The following is a 15525-nucleotide window of genomic DNA, read 5'->3' as shown; positions in this document are numbered from 1 at the left end:
CCGGTTGGCGGGACAGCCGGCGGGGCCCTCGACGGGTTAGCGTGTGCCCATGTGCGGCAGGTACGCGACGACCCGGAGCTCCGGTGAGCTGAGCGCGTTGTTCGAGTCGTCGGACGACACCGACGGCCGGATCCTGCCTGATCACAACGTCGCACCCACCGACCCGGTGCCGCTGGTCCGGGTCACCCCGGAGGGGCACCGCTCCCTCTGCGTCGGACGCTGGGGCCTGCTGCCGCACTGGTCCCGGTCCGCCGCTGGTGCGGCCCGCATGATCAACGCGCGGGCGGAGACGGTGGCCACCAGCCGGGCGTACGCCGGGGCGTTCGCCCGTCGTCGCTGCCTGGTCCCGGCCGACGGCTGGTACGAGTGGGTCCGCCAGCCCGACGGCGGACGTCAGGCGTACTACATGACGCCCACCGACGGCTCGGTGCTCGCTCTGGCCGGCATCTGGTCGATCTGGGAGTCCGGTGCCGACACCCGGCTCACCTTCAGCGTGCTGACCACCGCGGCGCTCGGCGAGCTGGCCGAGGTGCACGACCGGATGCCGGTGCTGCTGCCGCCCGAGCGGTGGTCGGCGTGGCTGGCGTCGACCGACGAGCCGGACCGGCTGCTCGCCCCGCCGACGGCGGACCAGCTGGCCGGGTTGGAGATCCGCCCGGTCGGGCCGGCGGTGGGCGACGTCCGCAACGACGGGCCGCAGTTGATCGCGCGGGTGCCGGTGGCGCCAACGGTCGCGCCGCAGGAGCTGACCCTGTTCTGAGGCCCACGCGCATCGTCGGGCGCCGATTTGCCAGGGTTGCGCGCGATTCGTCTCCTAACCGTTCAGTCATGTTCCCGGCAACCCCTTGTCTCAGTGTCCGGAAGTGCGATAGAACACAGCGCCGGTAGTGGGTGTCGATTCGCACGGGGCGGACGACATCCATCGATCTTGCCGGTCCCACGGGGGAGGTGGGTGGATGACACGGGCGCGTATGCCCCGCCCGCACGAGGTGGCTGCGGCGCGGCGAGATCCGCGACTGCTGCGAGCCTTGCAGGAACGGCGACAGGATGACAGTTGGCGCACCAGAGGGACGTGCCAGAGCGTCGATCCAGAGACATTCTTTCCGGCGCCGAACGAGCCGGCGGACGCCGCTGTCGCACTGTGCCGCAGTTGCGACGTACAGGGGTCCTGTCTGGCCTGGGCCCTGGAGGTGGGTGACTGCCACGGCGTGTGGGGCGGCACCACGCCTCGGGAGCGGCGGGCGATGCTGGTCGCCTGGCGCGGCGAGGTCCAGCCGGATCCGGACGCCGTCGACGACGCGGGCCCGCCGGTGCGGGACCGTCTGCTCACCCTGGTGCCGCTGAGCTGAACGCCGGCCGGGTCCTGTCCCGGGCGCCGACCTGGCGGCGCAGAATGGTGCGGTGCTGCCCAGCGACGAGATCGAGACTCCGCGCGGTCCGGCGCGGATCGACACCGACCTGCCGGCCCGGCCGGCTGCCACCCTGTTAGTGCTCGGGCACGGTGCGGGCGGCAGCGTGGACGCGCCCGACCTGCTCGCGGTACGGGAGGCGGCGGTCGCGGTCGGCCTGGCGGTGGTCCGGGTGACCCAGCCCTACCGGGTCGCCGGCCGGCGTGCGCCGGCCCCCGCCGGGCACCTCGACGAGGCGTGGACCGCAGTGCTCGCTGCGCTGCGCGAAAGGCACCCGGACGTCCCGACACTGCTGGTCGGCGGTCGGTCCAGCGGTGCGCGGGTGGCCTGCCGGACGGCCCGCGCGGTGGGCGCGGCCGGCGTCGTCGCGCTGGCCTTTCCGCTGCACCCGCCCGGCCGGCCGGAACGCTCCCGGGCCAGCGAACTGGATACCGGCCTGCCGACGTTGGTGGTCAACGGCGACCGGGACCCGTTCGGGATGCCGGAGCCGGGGCCGGCCGTGCAGGTGGTGACCCGACCCGGCGAAACCCATGACCTGCGGCGGGATCCGGTCGGTACGGCGGCCGTGGTCCGGGACTGGCTGCGCGCCCAGGGCTGGGCGGCCGGCTGATCCGCGCTGCCGCGCCGAACCCGGTCGCGGCCGCGCGACGTGAACGCCTGCCACAGCACCGGTCGGTCGGCCGGACCGTGTCCGGTGCCGGGCGCGGGTCGTTGCATCCGATGGTGCCGCCGGCCCGATCCGGACGGGCGGTGCCAGTCCTCCCAGGCCCTTCCTGGTCCCAGCGCCGGCTGTCGCCGGGGCTGGGACCAGGAACGGGACGGCCGGCCGGAATGCCCCACCCGTTGTCCCGCGTTACTACCCCCGGACGACTTTTCTGCGAGGGGGGTGACGGGTGCCAACCGATACACGGACCCTGGAACGGGACGAACGGGACGCCCGGCAGCTGAAGCGGCTGTTGGATGGCCCGGACTGGCCCGCGACGGCGGGACCGGGCGGGGCGGGTGCGGTGAGCACGAGCACACCGGCCGGAAGTGAATCTGTGGGCAGGTCCGTGCGCGTATCCTCGGCGGGAAAGCATCCGACGCGAGGGGATGTGCGGTTGACCACCGAGAAGACGGACGAGCGCAGGGCCCGTTTCGAGCGGGACGCGATGCCATTCGTCGATCAGCTCTACGCTGCTGGGCTGCGGATGACGCGCAACCCGGCGGATGCCGAGGACCTGGTCCAGGAGACCTACCTGAAGGCGTACGCCGCCTTCCACCAGTTCGAGCAGGGCACCAACCTGAAGGCCTGGCTCTACCGGATCCTGACCAACACCTACATCAACTCCTACCGCAAGCGGCAGCGCCAGCCGATCCAGGCGCCCACCGAGGAGATCACCGACTGGCAGCTCGCCGAGGCCGAGTCGCACACCTCCAGTGGGCTGCGCTCCGCCGAGACCGAGGCACTGGACCGGCTGCCGGACAGCGACGTCAAGGAGGCCCTCCAGCAGTTGCCGGAGGAGTTCCGCCTGGCCGTCTACCTCACCGATGTCGAGGGCTTCTCGTACAAGGAGGTCGCCGACATCATGGGCACGCCGATCGGCACCGTGATGTCGCGCCTGCACCGGGGCCGTCGTAATCTGCGCAAGCTGCTCGAGCGCTACGCCGCGGAGCGGGGCTTCAGCCCGGCCCGCTCGTCGAAGGGCTCGACCGCTGCCGCTGCCGGCCGGGAGGTGTGACGTGAGCTGTGGGAAGCCGCACGAGACGGACTGCCGCGAGGTGCTCGCGGAGGTCTATCTCTACCTGGATCTGGAGTGCGCCGACGAGCGGCGCTCGCTGATCCGGCACCACCTCGACGAGTGCGGGCCCTGCCTGCGCGAGTACGGCCTCGAGCAGGAGGTGCGGGCGCTGGTGGCTCGTTGCTGCGGCAACGAGACCGCGCCGGACGAGCTGCGCGAGCGGCTGCGGGTCAAGCTCACTGAGCTGGTGGTCTTCGAGACCAGCGATTCCCGCGAGTTGGCCGACTGACGTCGGCGTACTGAACGGACAAACCGGTGGCCCGGGTCGATGTCGACCCGGGCCACCGTCGTACCCGGCGTCCCCGGGTTGGGCTGAGCGGTGACGGGCCGTCGGCCCGTCGGCGCGTTCAGGAGTTGGGACGCTTGCCGTGGTTGGCGGCGTTCTTCTTCCGAGCCTTCTTCTTGCGGGACTTCTTCGCCATGCTGACCTCCTCGTGATGGGTCGGAACCGTCCTGCGCACGTCCTCGCGCCGGTGCACCCACCGGCGGCCCGGCGGCGGTTCCAACCCGCTGATGGTAGTGCGGCCGGCACCCGACACCTTCCCCCGGGGCGGCCGGGCACCCTTGCAACACCGCTCCGCGCCCACCGTCGCCCGCCGCATGATTGGATACGTCAGCAGGCACATCGGGAAAAGGGAGGGCCGTGCATATGGCCGAGGAGATCCGCGCCGAGATGGTGGCGAACGTCTGGAAGGTCGTGGCATCGGCCGGCGACACCGTGTCCGAGGGCGACACCCTGGTGATCCTCGAGTCGATGAAGATGGAGATCCCGGTCATCGCCGAGTCCGACGGTGTGATCAAGCAGCTCGCCGTCAACGAGGGCGACGTCGTGCAGGACGGCGACCTCATCGCGGTGATCGATTGACCGGCCTGCGGGTCCGGCGCGCCGAGCCGGCCGACTTCCCGGCGGTGGCCCGGCTGACCGTGGCCGCGTACGAGGCGGACGGCCAGCTCAAGGGCGAGCACGGGTACGGCGCGGTGCTGGCCGACGTGTCGACCCGGGCCGACAGCGGCGAGGTGCTGGTCGCGGTGGACGAGGCGACCGCCGCGGTGCTCGGCTCGGTCACCTTCGTGCTGCCGGGCACCCCGTTCGCCGAGCTCTCCGGCCCCGGCGAGGCGGAATTCCGGATGCTCGCGGTCGACCCGGCCGGGCAGGGGCGAGGTGTCGGCGCGGCGCTGGCCCAGGCGTGCGTCGACCGCGCGGCCGAGCTGGGCTGCACGGCGGTGGTGATCTGCGTCCGCGCGGGGATGGCCGCCTCGGCGCACCGGCTGTACGAGCGGCTCGGCTTCGTCCGGTCGCCAGAGCGGGACTGGTCGCCGGTGCCGGGCGTGGACCTGCTCGGCCTGCGGCGGGAGCTGTCCCGAGGCTGAGATGCCGGAGCCGCCCCGAGGCTGAGATGCCGGGGCTGAGCCCGCGGTCGATCAGGCGGGCGGGTCGACCGAGGTGGCCGGGGCGGCCTTCTCGTCGGGCGCCACGCCGATGGCGGCAAGCAGCTCGTCGGCCACCTCCAGGGCGATCCGGCGGCGCTCAGCGTCGGTCATGCCCGGCGCCCGCACGGCGAACCAACTGCTGTGCACCGCGAACAGTGACAGCACGGCGCGCAGCTGGGCGGCGGGGGAGTCGTCGCCCCGGCAGAGCGCGTTGGCCAGCTGCATCATCCGGCCACGCATCTGCTGGCCGGACGCGAGGCTCTTGAGCACAGTCTGGTTCTGCTCGAAGAAGCGCATCACCGACGGCTGGTCGCCGGTGAACATCGTGTCGGCGTACTGGGAGATCAGCTCGCGCCGGGTGGCCAGGGTCGCCGGCTGTGACTCGGCCCAGGCGGTCAGTGCGTCCATCCGCTCCAAGCGCTCCTCGACGAAGCTGGCGACGATGTCGTCCTTGCTCTTGAAGTGGTAGTAGAGCGCTGCCTTGGTGACGTTGAGGCGCTCGGCGATCTCCCGCAGCGAGGTCTTCTCGTACCCCTGCTCGGTGAAGAGCTCGAGCGCGACGACCTTGATCCGCTCCCGAGTGCCGCCTGTGCTCTCCCTCACCCATGCCCCCAAATCGGTTGACCGTCAGTTGGCACCCAACTTACCGTGCGGCTAGTAAGGTAACTAGCCGGGCGGCAAGTAAGCGTGGCAATCCTCGGGGGGAGCTTACCCATGACTCAGGCAACCCAGGCCACAGTGCGACCGAACGTACGGGTCGTGCTGTTCGGGCTGATGATCGCGATGATGCTCGCGATGCTCGACAACATGATCGTCAGCACCGCGCTGCCGCGGATCGTCGGCGAGTTCGGCGGGCTCGGCCACTTCACCTGGGTGGTCACCGCGTACGTCCTGGGCACCACCGTCTCCACCCCGATCTGGGGCAAGCTCGGTGACCTCTACGGCCGCAAGTCGGTCTTCCTGACCTCGGTCGGCATCTTCCTCCTCGGCTCCGCGCTCTGCGGCATGGCCGGCTCCGGGATCTTCGGCGGTCCGAGCGACGGCATGGTTCAGCTCATCGCCTTCCGGGCCTTGCAGGGTCTGGGCGCCGGCGGCCTCATGGTCGGCGTGATGGCGATCATCGGTGACCTGGTCCCGCCCCGCGAGCGCGGGCGCTACCAGGGCATGATCGCCGGCATCATGGCCATCGCCATGGTGGCCGGCCCGCTGGTCGGCGGTTTCATCACCGACCACCTCTCCTGGCGCTGGGCGTTCTACGTCAACCTGCCGCTGGGCGGCGTCGCGCTGCTCGTGCTGATCACCACCATGCACCTGCCGAAGTACCGCACCGAGCACCGGATCGACTGGCTCGGCGCCGGGCTGCTCTCGGTCGGCATCACCGCGGTCGTGCTGATCACCACCTGGGGCGGCAACGAGTACGACTGGACCTCACCGCAGATCCTCGGCCTGGCCGTGCTGGCCGCGCTCGCGCTGGTGGCGTTCGGCCTGGTCGAGCGCCGTGTCGCCGAGCCGATTCTCCCGCTGGCCCTCTTCGCCAACCGCAACTTCGCACTGGTCTCGCTGATCGGCTTCCTGCTCGGTTTCGCGATGTTCGGTGCGATGAACTTCCTGCCGCTCTACCAGCAGACCGTGCAGGGAGCCTCGGCGACCAACAGTGGCCTGCTGCTGCTGCCGCTGATGTTCGGCATGCTGGTCGTCTCGCTGGTCATCGGGCGGGCGATCACGAAGACCGGCAGGTACCGGGCGTACCCGATCATCGGTGGCGTGGTGATGACCGCGGGCATGGCGCTGCTGACCCTGCTCGACACCGAAACCAGCAAGTTGCAGTCCTCGCTGTACATGGTCGTGCTGGGTGCCGGCATGGGCTTCCTCATGCAGACCTCCATGCTGATCGCGCAGAACAGCGTGGAGCAGAAGGACCTCGGCGCGGCCAGCGGCGCGGCCACCTTCTTCCGGTCGATCGGCGGCTCGTTCGGCATCTCCCTGTTCGGCGCGATCTTCGCCAGCCGGTTGAACGGCTCCAGCGCGGGCGGTGCCTTCGGTGGCGAGGGCGGCGGGATGGACCTGGAGAAGCTCAAGGAGCTGCCGGCCCAGGCGCGTGAGCTGGTGCTCGGCGGTCTCGCCGACGCGATCTCACACGTCTTCCTGTGGGCAGTGCTGTTCACCATCGCGATCCCGGTGCTCGCCTGGTTCATCAAGGAGATCCCGTTGCGCACCGCGAACGAGGCGCCGGCGCAGGCCACTCCGGAGGAGGAGGCCGAGATCGCTCTCGGCAGGGCCCCGGTCGCCTGATCAGGGGCGGGAGCGGAGGGTGGTCAGGCGTTGCCAGAGCCGGCGGAGTGGGTTGCGGGGCCGGGGGAGCTGGGGCGACTGGTTGCCGAGTAGTTCGGTGGCGAGCGCCGTGGTGGCCGGGTCCAGTGCCGGCGAGGCCAGCGCCAGGTGCGCCAGTGAGACGGCGATCGGGACCGGCCGCACACGGGCCACCGCCACCGCGTCGGCCAGCCGCTCGGCGACCACCCGGGCCACGTCCGGCCGCACCGCCGGGTCCACCCAGGCGGCGGTGACCAGGGCGAACAGCGCCGCCTCGGTGACCCAGTCCTCCACCCCCCAGACCAGGTCCAGCAGCACCCGGCGCCGGGTGCTGCCCTCCCACGGCTCGTCGGTCCGGTGGTGCAGCAGCCCCAGGCAGGCCCACACCTGCACGCCGCGTACCCAGACCGACGGGTCGTGGGCGGCCAGCAGTCGGCCCACCGCGTTGGCCGGCGCTGCCGGGGGGTGCACCAGCAGGCCGAGCAGGTCGGCCACATCGAGACCGGCCAGGCCCACGGCGGCGTCGTAGGCGGCCGGCGGGTGTGGCCAGGCCGGGTGCGCGACCTGCCCGATCCGTTCGACCGCCGCCGCCGAGGGCGCCGGCAGCGCGGGCGTCGGCACGGTGTCCGCGTAGTGCCACAGCCGCTGGGCGGACGCCCGCCGGGGCTCGCGCGGATCCGGGTCCGGCGCGCCGGACACCTCGATCCGTAGCCCGGGCGCCACCGAGGTGGCCGTCCGCACGGCGCTCGGCGGCGGCGCCGCCGTCAGGCGTACGGCGCTGCCGAGACCGTTGTCGTCGTCGACGACCGCCTGGCGCAGCGCGTCGACCAGCGGACCGCCGGCCGGTGTCAGCTGACCGAGCCAGGGCCGGCCTCGGCAGCACTGGGCCAGGTCGCCGTGCTCGTGGCTGTCGTCCGGGTGGTCACGGACGAAGTCGGCGAGCGCCACCAGGTGGGACAAATCACCGTCGCGCAGGTGCCGCAGGCGGTGGGCGGTGTGCACCGCGCAGTCGAACGACGGGTCCCGGGCCAGCGCCCGCTCGGTCCACTCCAGCGCCTCGTCGAGCCGGCCGGTCTCGGCCAGGGTGCCGGCGATGTCGGCATAGATGGCCAGGTCGTCGGGGTCCAGCGCGACGGCCCGGCCGAGCGCCGCGAGGGCGTCGCGGGTCCGGCCGGCGCTGCGGTACGCGTACCCGAGCCAGACCTCGCCCATCTTCGACGGCTGGGACCGTACCCCTCGGGTGGCCCAGCGGATCGCCAGCGTGACCTCGCCGAGCCGCCGGGCCAGCGCGGACGCCGCGCCGAGCAGCAGGCCGTGCTCGGGGCGGACGGTGACCGCGTTGCGGGCCAGCGCGAGGTACGGCGCCAGCGCGCCCCGGCCGGCCCGCGGCACCGGATCGGGCAGTGCGGAGCAGACCTGCATGAGGACTCGGGCGATGTGCTCCGGGTCCAGCCGCTCGGCCAGCTCGGGCGCGGTCACCCACGGCACGCCGGCCCACTCCGTGCCGGGTGCGTACCCGGTCGCCGCGGCCAGCAGCTCCAGCCCTTCGGCGGGGCGGCCGGCGGCGGCCAGCAGGTGGGCCCGGGCGACGACGGCGCCGACGAAGGTGTGGTGGTTGAGGGGGAATAGGTCGAGCCCGCCACCGCCGACCGCGGCCAGCCGGGCCAGCGTCTCGTGCACCTCCGGCAGGGTCGGTGCCCGGGCCAGCGCGCCGGCGAGGTGGCCGGCGGCATGGTCGAGATCACCCTCGTCCAGTGCCAGCCGGGCCAGGGCCAGCTCCTCCGTCGCGGAGAGCGCGGGGTCGTCCCTTCCCTCGGGCACGTCGTCCTCTCGTCGCAGCTACACCGGGTGAAGCGGGACAAGTCTAGTTGATATTGAGATTGGTAGGTGATCAACTGCGCACTACTGCTCGTTCGATTGCTCGGAGCGAGCCAAAGATGCAAGACTGAGCAGGAAACGCGCGGCAATCGCGCAAAGGGGGGAGTGTCCGTGACACGTGCAGGGGCCGGGATGGCCGCCGACATCGACGAGCAGCCGGCCGGCTACGCCCGCCTGCTCTCCACCGCCAACGCCGGCGAGATCGCCCGGGTGGCGGCTGCCGTCGCCGAGCGCCGGCCGCGGCACGTGGTCTTCACCGCACGGGGCACCTCCGACCACGCGGCCCTCTACGGGGCGTACCTCACCGAGATTCGCCTCAACCTGCCCGCCGGGCTCGCCTCGCCCAGCGCGGTCACCCTGTTCGGCGCCCGTCCCGACCTGTCCGACGCGTTGGTCGTCGGGGTCAGCCAGAGCGGCGGCTCGCCCGACCTGGCCGAGGTGCTACGCGCCGCCCGGGCCTCCGGCGCGCTGACCCTCGCGGTGACCAACGCCCCGGGGTCCCCGCTGGCCGAGGTTGCCGAGCTGAGCATCGACATCGCCGCCGGGCACGAGCGCGCGGTCGCCGCCACCAAGACGTACACCGCCGAGCTGCTCGCCCTGCTGATGCTCGTGGAGGGAATCCGGGCCGGCGACGGGGTGCTCCCGGCGGCCGAGCGGGAGGCGCTCGCGGCGCTGCCCGAGCTGGCCGCCCGCACCCTGGCCGACGACACCCCGGCCAAGCTCGCGCCGCGCTACCGGTTCGCCCGTCAACTGGTCACCACCGGGCGCGGGTACGCCTACCCGACCGCCCGGGAGGCCGCGCTGAAGCTGATGGAGACCTCGTACCTGCCGGCGCTCGCCTTCTCCGGCGCCGACCTGCTGCACGGTCCGCTCGCCATGACCGACCCGGAGGTCCCGGTGCTCGCCGTGGTCGGCTCCGGCCCGGGTGGCCGGTCGATGGGGGAGGTGCTGCCCCGTCTCGGCGAACGCCGCGCCGACGTGGTGGTGGTCGGCTCCGCCGACGTGCCCGGTGCCACCCGGCTCGCCGTTCCTGAGGTCGACGAGCGGTACGCCCCGCTGCTGGACATCCTGCCGTTGCAGCGCCTGGCGTTGGCCCTGGCGCTGACCCGGGGCGAGGACCCGGACGCACCGCGCGGGTTGAAGAAGGTCACCGCGACGATGTGAGGCGCGGCGTGGCACGCTGTCACCGTGTCCACGCTGCGCGACCTCGCCGAGGAGCACACCCATCTCCGTCCGGCCGACATCGACCACCTGCACCGGATCGCCGGCGACTGGCAACTGCTCTCCGACCTGTCCTTCGCCGATCTGCTGCTGTGGGTGCCGGTCGACGCCGAGGGCACGTTCCTCTGCGTCGCCCAGGTCCGCCCGACGACCGCGCCCACCGCGTACCAGGACGATCAGGTGGGGCGGATCGTCGGCGGGCCGGAGGTGGCCCACCTGGGGGTGGCGTACTCCCAGGGCCGGATCTGGCGGGAGGGCGACCCGGTCTGGTACGGCGACGTGCCGGCCCGGCACGAGGCGATCCCGGTCCGGCTGCGCACCGCCGAGGGCGAGGCCGGCGAGGTGGTCGCCGTGGTCGGCCGGGACACCAACCTCTCCACCGCGCGTACCCCCAGCCAGCTGGAGCTCAACTACCTGACCACGGCCGACGACCTGGCCCAGATGATCGCGGACGGCACCTTCCCGCCGCCCCGGCACCCCGGCGAGACCACCTCCGCGCCCCGTGTCGGCGACGGGCTGGTCCGTCTGGATGCCGGCGGCAAGGTCACCTACGCCAGCCCGAACGCGCAGTCCGCGTACCGCCGGCTGGGCTACGCCGCCCACCTGGTGGGGGAGGACCTGGCCGCGCTGCACCGCCGGCTGGCCGGCGACCCGCTGGACGGCACCGAGGCGGCGAACGGCATCCTGGCCGCGCTGCGCGGCGAGGCGCCGCCCCGACGGGAGATCGACGCGCGCGGTGCCACGATGCTCACCCGGGCGCTGCCGCTGATGCCCGCCGGGGTACCGATCGGCGCGCTGGTGCTGGTCCGGGACATCACCGAGGTCCGTCGCCGGGACCGGGCCCTGATCACCAAGGACGCCACCATCCGGGAGATCCATCACCGGGTGAAGAACAACCTCCAGACGGTGGCCGCGCTGCTGCGGTTGCAGGCCCGCCGGGTGGCGATGCCGGAGGCCAAGGTCGCCCTGGAGGAGTCGGTCCGCCGGGTCGCCTCGATCGCCCTGGTGCACGAGACGCTCTCCATGTCCAGCGACGAGGCGGTCGAGTTCGACGGCATCGTCGACCGGGTGGCGAGCGCGGCGACCGAGGTCGCGGCGACCGAGGTGAGCGTCGGCATGCGGCGGCAGGGCACCTTCGGCGTGCTGCCGGCGGAGATCGCCACCTCGCTGGTGATGGTCCTCAACGAGTTGCTGCTCAACGCCGTCGAGCACGGCTTCCCGCCAGCGGATGAGGTGGACGAGGCGGGTCCCGCGTACGTCCCGGCCGTGGTGCCCGGCGCCGTGCCCGCCGTCGTCCCGGCGACCGGGGCGGTGGACCGGCCGGAGGTGGTGGTCTCGGCGCACCGGTTCCGCAAGATGCTGCACGTCTCGGTGACGGACAACGGGCGCGGGCTGCCGCCCGACTTCGACGCCGAACGCGGCAGCCGGCTCGGCCTCCAGATCGTCCGTGCCCTGGTCACCGGGGAGTTGCGCGGCACCATCGAGCTGCGTGCCGGCGCGAACGGCGGCACCGAGGCGGTGCTCGTCGTCCCGCTGGCCCGCAGCGCGCCCGAGGGCCGCTCGCAACCCTGACCTACCGGCCCCCTCCCCGGCCGGCGTTGGGTGTTCCGCGCCCGGGCGGGTCGGCTCCGGGCGTAGATGTGCGGATGAGCGCGATACCTGTGAGTCATATTTATGCCTCTGCGGTATCACGCTCACCAAGGTGGGCGTGACCCGACGAGCACACAGCCGGCCCGCCGGCCGGGGCGGTCAGGTCAGCGGTCGGGGCGGCTGGTGAGCAGGGCGACGGTCAGGCCGGGGCGCTGCCAGACCCGGGCGACGGTGAAGTCCGCGCGCAGCGCGTCACCCTTGGCGCCCGGCACGGCCGCCAGCGGCGCGGCCTGCCGCCCGGCGACGACCAGCCACACCCGTGGCGTGCCGGCCAGGCACTGCGCCGGCTGGAGGCACTCGGCGGCCCACAGGTCACCCCGGCGGGTCTCGTCCTCGGTGACCAGAACGTCCCGTGGCCGGTCGTCGAGGTGGTAACCGATGCCCAGGTCGAGGAAGAGCCAGCTCTGCCGGGGCGAGTAGACCACCGCGTCCCCGGGCCGCTGCCCCTCGGCGATCACCCGCGCGGCACCCGCGTAGTCCACCGGGGCACTGCGCGGCCACTCGTGGGTCCGCCGCAGCGCCGCCTGATCGGGCAGGCCGAGCAGCCCGGCCAGGACCACCACGGCCAGCGCGGCCGGCGCGGCCACCCCGGCCAGCGCCGCGCCGGCCAGTAGGCAGGCGAAGGGCACCACGAAGACCAGGTACCGGGGTACCCACAGCGGTACGACCGTGCCGGCGGCGAAGAGCAGCAGTACCGGCAGCAGCACCGCGCTCACCGGGAGCAGGGCGCGCCGCCCGAGCCGGGCCGCGCCGAGCGTGGCGAGGCCGACCAGCAGGCCTCCCACCACGCTGCTCTGGGCCACTCCACCGGGCAACGCGGTCAGGTCGTCCAACCGGGCCGGGTCGACCCAGTCCAACTGCCGGGAACGCTGAGTGCCGGCCTCGACGAGCAGCGGGCCGACCAGCAGCGCGGCCGGCAGCAGCGCGACCACCCACCGCCACGCTCGCCGATCCGGCCGATCCCCGTCGCGCGCGTCGCCGGCACCGGCCGCTGCCGTCCCGGCCACGCCGGCCGCTGCCGTCCCGGCCACGCCGGCTGTAGCGGCACCCCGCCACCAGGCGATCAGTACGACGAGCGCGTGCGCGGCGAGCAGGGTGAGCGCGACCAGGTGGGTGAGCCCGAGTGCGGCCACGGCGGCGGCGTACCCGGCCCACCGGGGCCAGCCAGGGCGCCGCAGCGCCGCCACCAGCAGCAGGGTGGCGAGCACCGCGAGCATGGTGGCCAGGGCGTACGGGCGGGCCTCCTGGCCGTAGCGGGAGGTGCTGGGGAGCACCGCGAAGAGCAGCCCGGCGAAGAGGCCCGTCCGGCCGTCGACCAATCGCGCGGCGAGCACGGCGAGCAGCCCGGCGGCGACGGCCATGGCCAGCGCCGTCGGCGCGCGCAGGGCGACCGTGGAGTCGCCGACGATCGCGAGCCAGCCGTGCATCAGCAGGTAGTACGGGCCGGTGGCGGCGTCGATGGTGCCGGCCAACCGGGCCAGGTCACCGGGCGACCGGGTGGCCGCGCTCCAGGTGGCCAGCTCGTCGCGCCAGAGCTGGGCGGAGCTCAGCCCGGTCCCGGTCACCGCCAGGGTCAGCAGCGCCGGGGGGAGCCAGACCGGGACGCGGTGCAGGCCGTTCCGCGCCGCCCTGGTCGACTTTCCGGACAATATGCCCACGCTGTGAGCCTGCCACGGCCACCCCCGGTCACGGGTGAGAGCCGGTGGTCAGCGCCAGGCGGGCAGCACGTCGTTCGGGCGGGCGGTCTTCGCCGGATCACGCTCGATGAGCTCGTCGAGCACAGCGTCGATCCGCGCCATCAGGTCGTCGTCCAGCCGGACCGCGGTGGCCGCCGCCGTCTCGGCGAGCTGCTCGGGTCGGGACGCGCCGACAATCGCGCTGGCGACGGTCGGTCGGTGCAGCACCCAGGCGACCGCCAGCTGGGCCATCGTGCAGCCGGCGGCCTCGGCGATCGGCCGGAGTTGGCGCACCCGGGCGAGCAGCAGGTCGGAGGAGTAACGGGCGATGAACGACCCGCCGAAGCCGTCGGTGGCCCGGGATCCGGCCGGGGGACGGTGGCCGGGCTGGTACTTGCCGGTCAGCACACCCATGGCGAGTGGCGCCCAGGCGAGCTGTCCGAGACCGAGTTCGGCGCTGGCGGGCACCACCTCGGCCTCCACCACCCGCCACAGCATCGAGTACTGCGGCTGGTTGGCGATGAACGGGACGTGCAGTTCGGCGGCGAGCCGCAGGCCGGCGCGCAGCTGCGGGGCGGTCCACTCGGAGGCGCCGACGTAGAGCACCTTGCCCTGGCGTACCAGGTCGGCGAAGGCGGTCATCGTCTCCTCCAACGGCACGGTGTCGTCGTACCGGTGCGCCTGGTAGAGGTCGATGTAGTCGGTGCCCAGCCGGCCGAGCGAGGCGTGGCAGCTCTCCATGATGTGCTTGCGGGACAGCCCGGAATCGTTCGCTCCCGGCCCGACCGGGAGGTACACCTTCGTGCACAGCTCGATCGAGCTGCGCCGGACTCCGCTCAGCGCCTTGCCCAGCGCCTCCTCGGCCCGACCTTGGGCGTACCGGTCGGCGGTGTCGAAGGTGGTGATGCCCGCGTCGAGGGCGGCGGCCACGCAGGCCGTCGCCGCGTCCTCGTCGAGCTGGTTGCCGTGGGTGACCCAGTTGCCGTACGCGACCGCGCTCACGCGCAGGCCCGACCGGCCCAGTTGCCTGTGCTCCATATGAGGATCCTCAAGCCGTCCGGCGCTGTCGCCGAACCGTTCGAGCGTGGTCGAATCCGAGCGTGATCGACGTCGAGTTCACGCCCGACGACCTGAGCCGGGTCCGCTTCGCCCACTCGCCGCTGGCTGAGCTGGTCGCCAGCTCCTGGGCGCTGCGCAAACCGGCGAAGTACTGGCTGCACCGCCCGTGGTTGGAGCGTGCCGAGCGGCTGCTGCCGGGAGCGGGCCTGGAGCCGCTGTTGGCGGTCCTCGGATCGCCCACCGGGTACGTGCCGGACTTCCTCACCCCGATCGGGGTGGCACCGAACCTGGCGGCCGAGTTGCGGGCGGTCGCCGGCACCGATCCGGCGCGGGTACGGCGGCAACTGGAGCGGGCCGGCGTGCCCGCGCTGGCTCCGGATGAACTGGTCGCGCAACTACGCCGCTACTTCACCCTGCTGATCGCTCCGGACTGGCCCCGGCTGCGGGCGCTCGCCCTGGCCGACATCCGGCGGCGGACGCTACTCGCCGCCGAGCAGGGCGGCCGGACCCTGCTGCGTGAGCTGCACCCGTCGATCCGCTGGGATGGCGCGTCGCTGCGAGTCGCCGTCGGCACGACCCGGCCGACCGGTCTCGACGGGCGTCCGTGGACGCTGCTGCCCACCGCCTTCGCCGGACCGTCCGTGCACACGATCATCGAGGGTGAGGCGGGGCCGGCCCTCTGCTATCCGCCCGGAGGGCTGGGCGGGCTGTGGGCGTCGCCGGTGCCCAGCCCCGCGCTGGGTGCTCTGCTCGGCAGTACGCGGGCGGCGGCGCTGTCCCTGCTCGACACGCCGCTGAGCACCGGCGAGCTGGCCGCGATGCTGGGCCTCGCGCCGGCGACCGCGTCGCACCACCTCACCACGCTGCGGGACAACGGCCTGATTGCCGGCGTCCGGCGGGGACGTACCGTCTGTTATGCCCGAACTGTCCTCGGTGACCAGCTGGTCGGCTAGCGCTCACCCGTCATGTGGGATCGGGCACGCGGACATTGGCCCGACCCCCTGGCGTGTGGCAGCATGAGCCCATGACCGCCGCTGTCCTTCGCCGCTTCGTGGCACGTCGCCACGTCGATTACGGCCGCGTCCGCAGCGCGATCTGTCCGGCCTACTG

General features: G+C 73.1%; 15 protein-coding genes and 1 pseudogene. 11 read left to right on the top strand and 5 right to left on the bottom strand.

Annotation, left to right across the window (positions count from 1 at the left end):
• Positions 1 to 49 precede the first annotated feature (49 nt).
• The 5 genes from OG470_RS01670 (at position 50) to rsrA (ending at position 3419) form a co-directional block, all read left to right on the top strand.
• Entirely contained in the window at positions 50 to 760 is a 711-nt protein-coding gene (locus tag OG470_RS01670; RefSeq protein WP_328420050.1) for an SOS response-associated peptidase, read from the top strand.
• A 196-nt stretch (positions 761 to 956) separates the two neighbouring features.
• Positions 957 to 1349 (top strand): WhiB family transcriptional regulator, encoded by a 393-nt coding sequence (locus OG470_RS01665; protein ID WP_328420048.1) that lies wholly within the window; start codon positions 957 to 959, stop codon positions 1347 to 1349.
• 52 nt (positions 1350 to 1401) lie between these two features.
• On the top strand, positions 1402 to 2019 hold the full coding sequence (locus tag OG470_RS01660) for an alpha/beta hydrolase family protein (protein WP_328420046.1): 618 nt from the start codon (positions 1402 to 1404) through the stop codon (positions 2017 to 2019).
• A gap of 283 nt (positions 2020 to 2302) precedes the next feature.
• Positions 2303 to 3130, top strand: coding sequence for a sigma-70 family RNA polymerase sigma factor (locus OG470_RS01655; protein ID WP_328420044.1), 828 nt, complete (start codon positions 2303 to 2305; stop codon positions 3128 to 3130).
• Between the two features lies 1 nt (position 3131).
• Positions 3132 to 3419 (top strand): mycothiol system anti-sigma-R factor, encoded by a 288-nt coding sequence (rsrA, locus tag OG470_RS01650; protein WP_328420042.1) that lies wholly within the window; start codon positions 3132 to 3134, stop codon positions 3417 to 3419.
• Positions 3420 to 3537: 118 nt separating this feature from the next.
• Here the strand turns inward: rsrA and OG470_RS01645 are convergent, their stop codons facing one another.
• Complete coding sequence (locus OG470_RS01645) at positions 3538 to 3696, bottom strand: 50S ribosomal protein bL37 (protein ID WP_328420040.1); 159 nt, start codon at positions 3694 to 3696, stop codon at positions 3538 to 3540.
• Between the two features lie 137 nt (positions 3697 to 3833).
• On the opposite strand from OG470_RS01645, the gene OG470_RS01640 reads away from it, so the two are divergent.
• Both OG470_RS01640 and OG470_RS01635 read left to right on the top strand, forming a co-directional pair.
• Positions 3834 to 4055, top strand: a complete 222-nt coding sequence (locus tag OG470_RS01640; protein ID WP_328420038.1) for a biotin/lipoyl-binding carrier protein — start codon at positions 3834 to 3836, stop codon at positions 4053 to 4055.
• Positions 4052 to 4561, top strand: a complete 510-nt coding sequence (locus OG470_RS01635; RefSeq protein ID WP_328426083.1) for a GNAT family N-acetyltransferase — start codon at positions 4052 to 4054, stop codon at positions 4559 to 4561. The genes OG470_RS01640 and OG470_RS01635 overlap by 4 nt, the downstream gene beginning before the upstream one ends.
• A gap of 44 nt (positions 4562 to 4605) precedes the next feature.
• On the opposite strand, the pseudogene OG470_RS01630 reads toward OG470_RS01635, so the two are convergent.
• A pseudogene (locus OG470_RS01630) lies at positions 4606 to 5224 on the bottom strand (TetR/AcrR family transcriptional regulator); the annotation flags it as partial.
• Between the two features lie 111 nt (positions 5225 to 5335).
• Here OG470_RS01630 and OG470_RS01625 point away from each other — a divergent pair.
• Positions 5336 to 6913: an MDR family MFS transporter gene (locus tag OG470_RS01625; protein WP_328420036.1), complete on the top strand. Its 1578-nt coding sequence runs from the start codon at positions 5336 to 5338 to the stop codon at positions 6911 to 6913.
• Here OG470_RS01625 and OG470_RS01620 read toward each other — a convergent pair whose 3' ends face one another.
• The gene (locus OG470_RS01620; protein WP_328420034.1) at positions 6914 to 8752 is read right to left on the bottom strand and encodes a tetratricopeptide repeat protein; all 1839 of its coding nucleotides are present in this window, start codon (positions 8750 to 8752) and stop codon (positions 6914 to 6916) included.
• A gap of 189 nt (positions 8753 to 8941) precedes the next feature.
• On the opposite strand from OG470_RS01620, the gene OG470_RS01615 reads away from it, so the two are divergent.
• Positions 8942 to 9973 (top strand): SIS domain-containing protein, encoded by a 1032-nt coding sequence (locus OG470_RS01615; protein WP_328426081.1) that lies wholly within the window; start codon positions 8942 to 8944, stop codon positions 9971 to 9973.
• Between the two features lie 24 nt (positions 9974 to 9997).
• Complete coding sequence (locus OG470_RS01610; RefSeq protein ID WP_328420032.1) at positions 9998 to 11602, top strand: histidine kinase N-terminal domain-containing protein; 1605 nt, start codon at positions 9998 to 10000, stop codon at positions 11600 to 11602.
• Positions 11603 to 11784: 182 nt separating this feature from the next.
• Here OG470_RS01610 and OG470_RS01605 read toward each other — a convergent pair whose 3' ends face one another.
• The gene (locus OG470_RS01605) at positions 11785 to 13338 is read right to left on the bottom strand and encodes a glycosyltransferase family 39 protein (protein WP_328420030.1); all 1554 of its coding nucleotides are present in this window, start codon (positions 13336 to 13338) and stop codon (positions 11785 to 11787) included.
• Positions 13339 to 13386: 48 nt separating this feature from the next.
• Entirely contained in the window at positions 13387 to 14394 is a 1008-nt protein-coding gene (locus OG470_RS01600; protein WP_328420028.1) for an aldo/keto reductase family protein, read from the bottom strand.
• Positions 14395 to 14456: 62 nt separating this feature from the next.
• Here OG470_RS01600 and OG470_RS01595 point away from each other — a divergent pair, with 62 nt between their 5' ends.
• Complete coding sequence (locus OG470_RS01595) at positions 14457 to 15368, top strand: ArsR/SmtB family transcription factor (protein ID WP_328420026.1); 912 nt, start codon at positions 14457 to 14459, stop codon at positions 15366 to 15368.
• Positions 15369 to 15525 lie beyond the last annotated feature (157 nt).

Source organism: Micromonospora sp. NBC_00389, from assembly GCF_036059255.1.
Classification (GTDB): domain Bacteria; phylum Actinomycetota; class Actinomycetes; order Mycobacteriales; family Micromonosporaceae; genus Micromonospora.
Note: the sequence above shows the minus strand (reverse complement) of the source record. Positions and strands in the feature narration are given on the sequence as shown.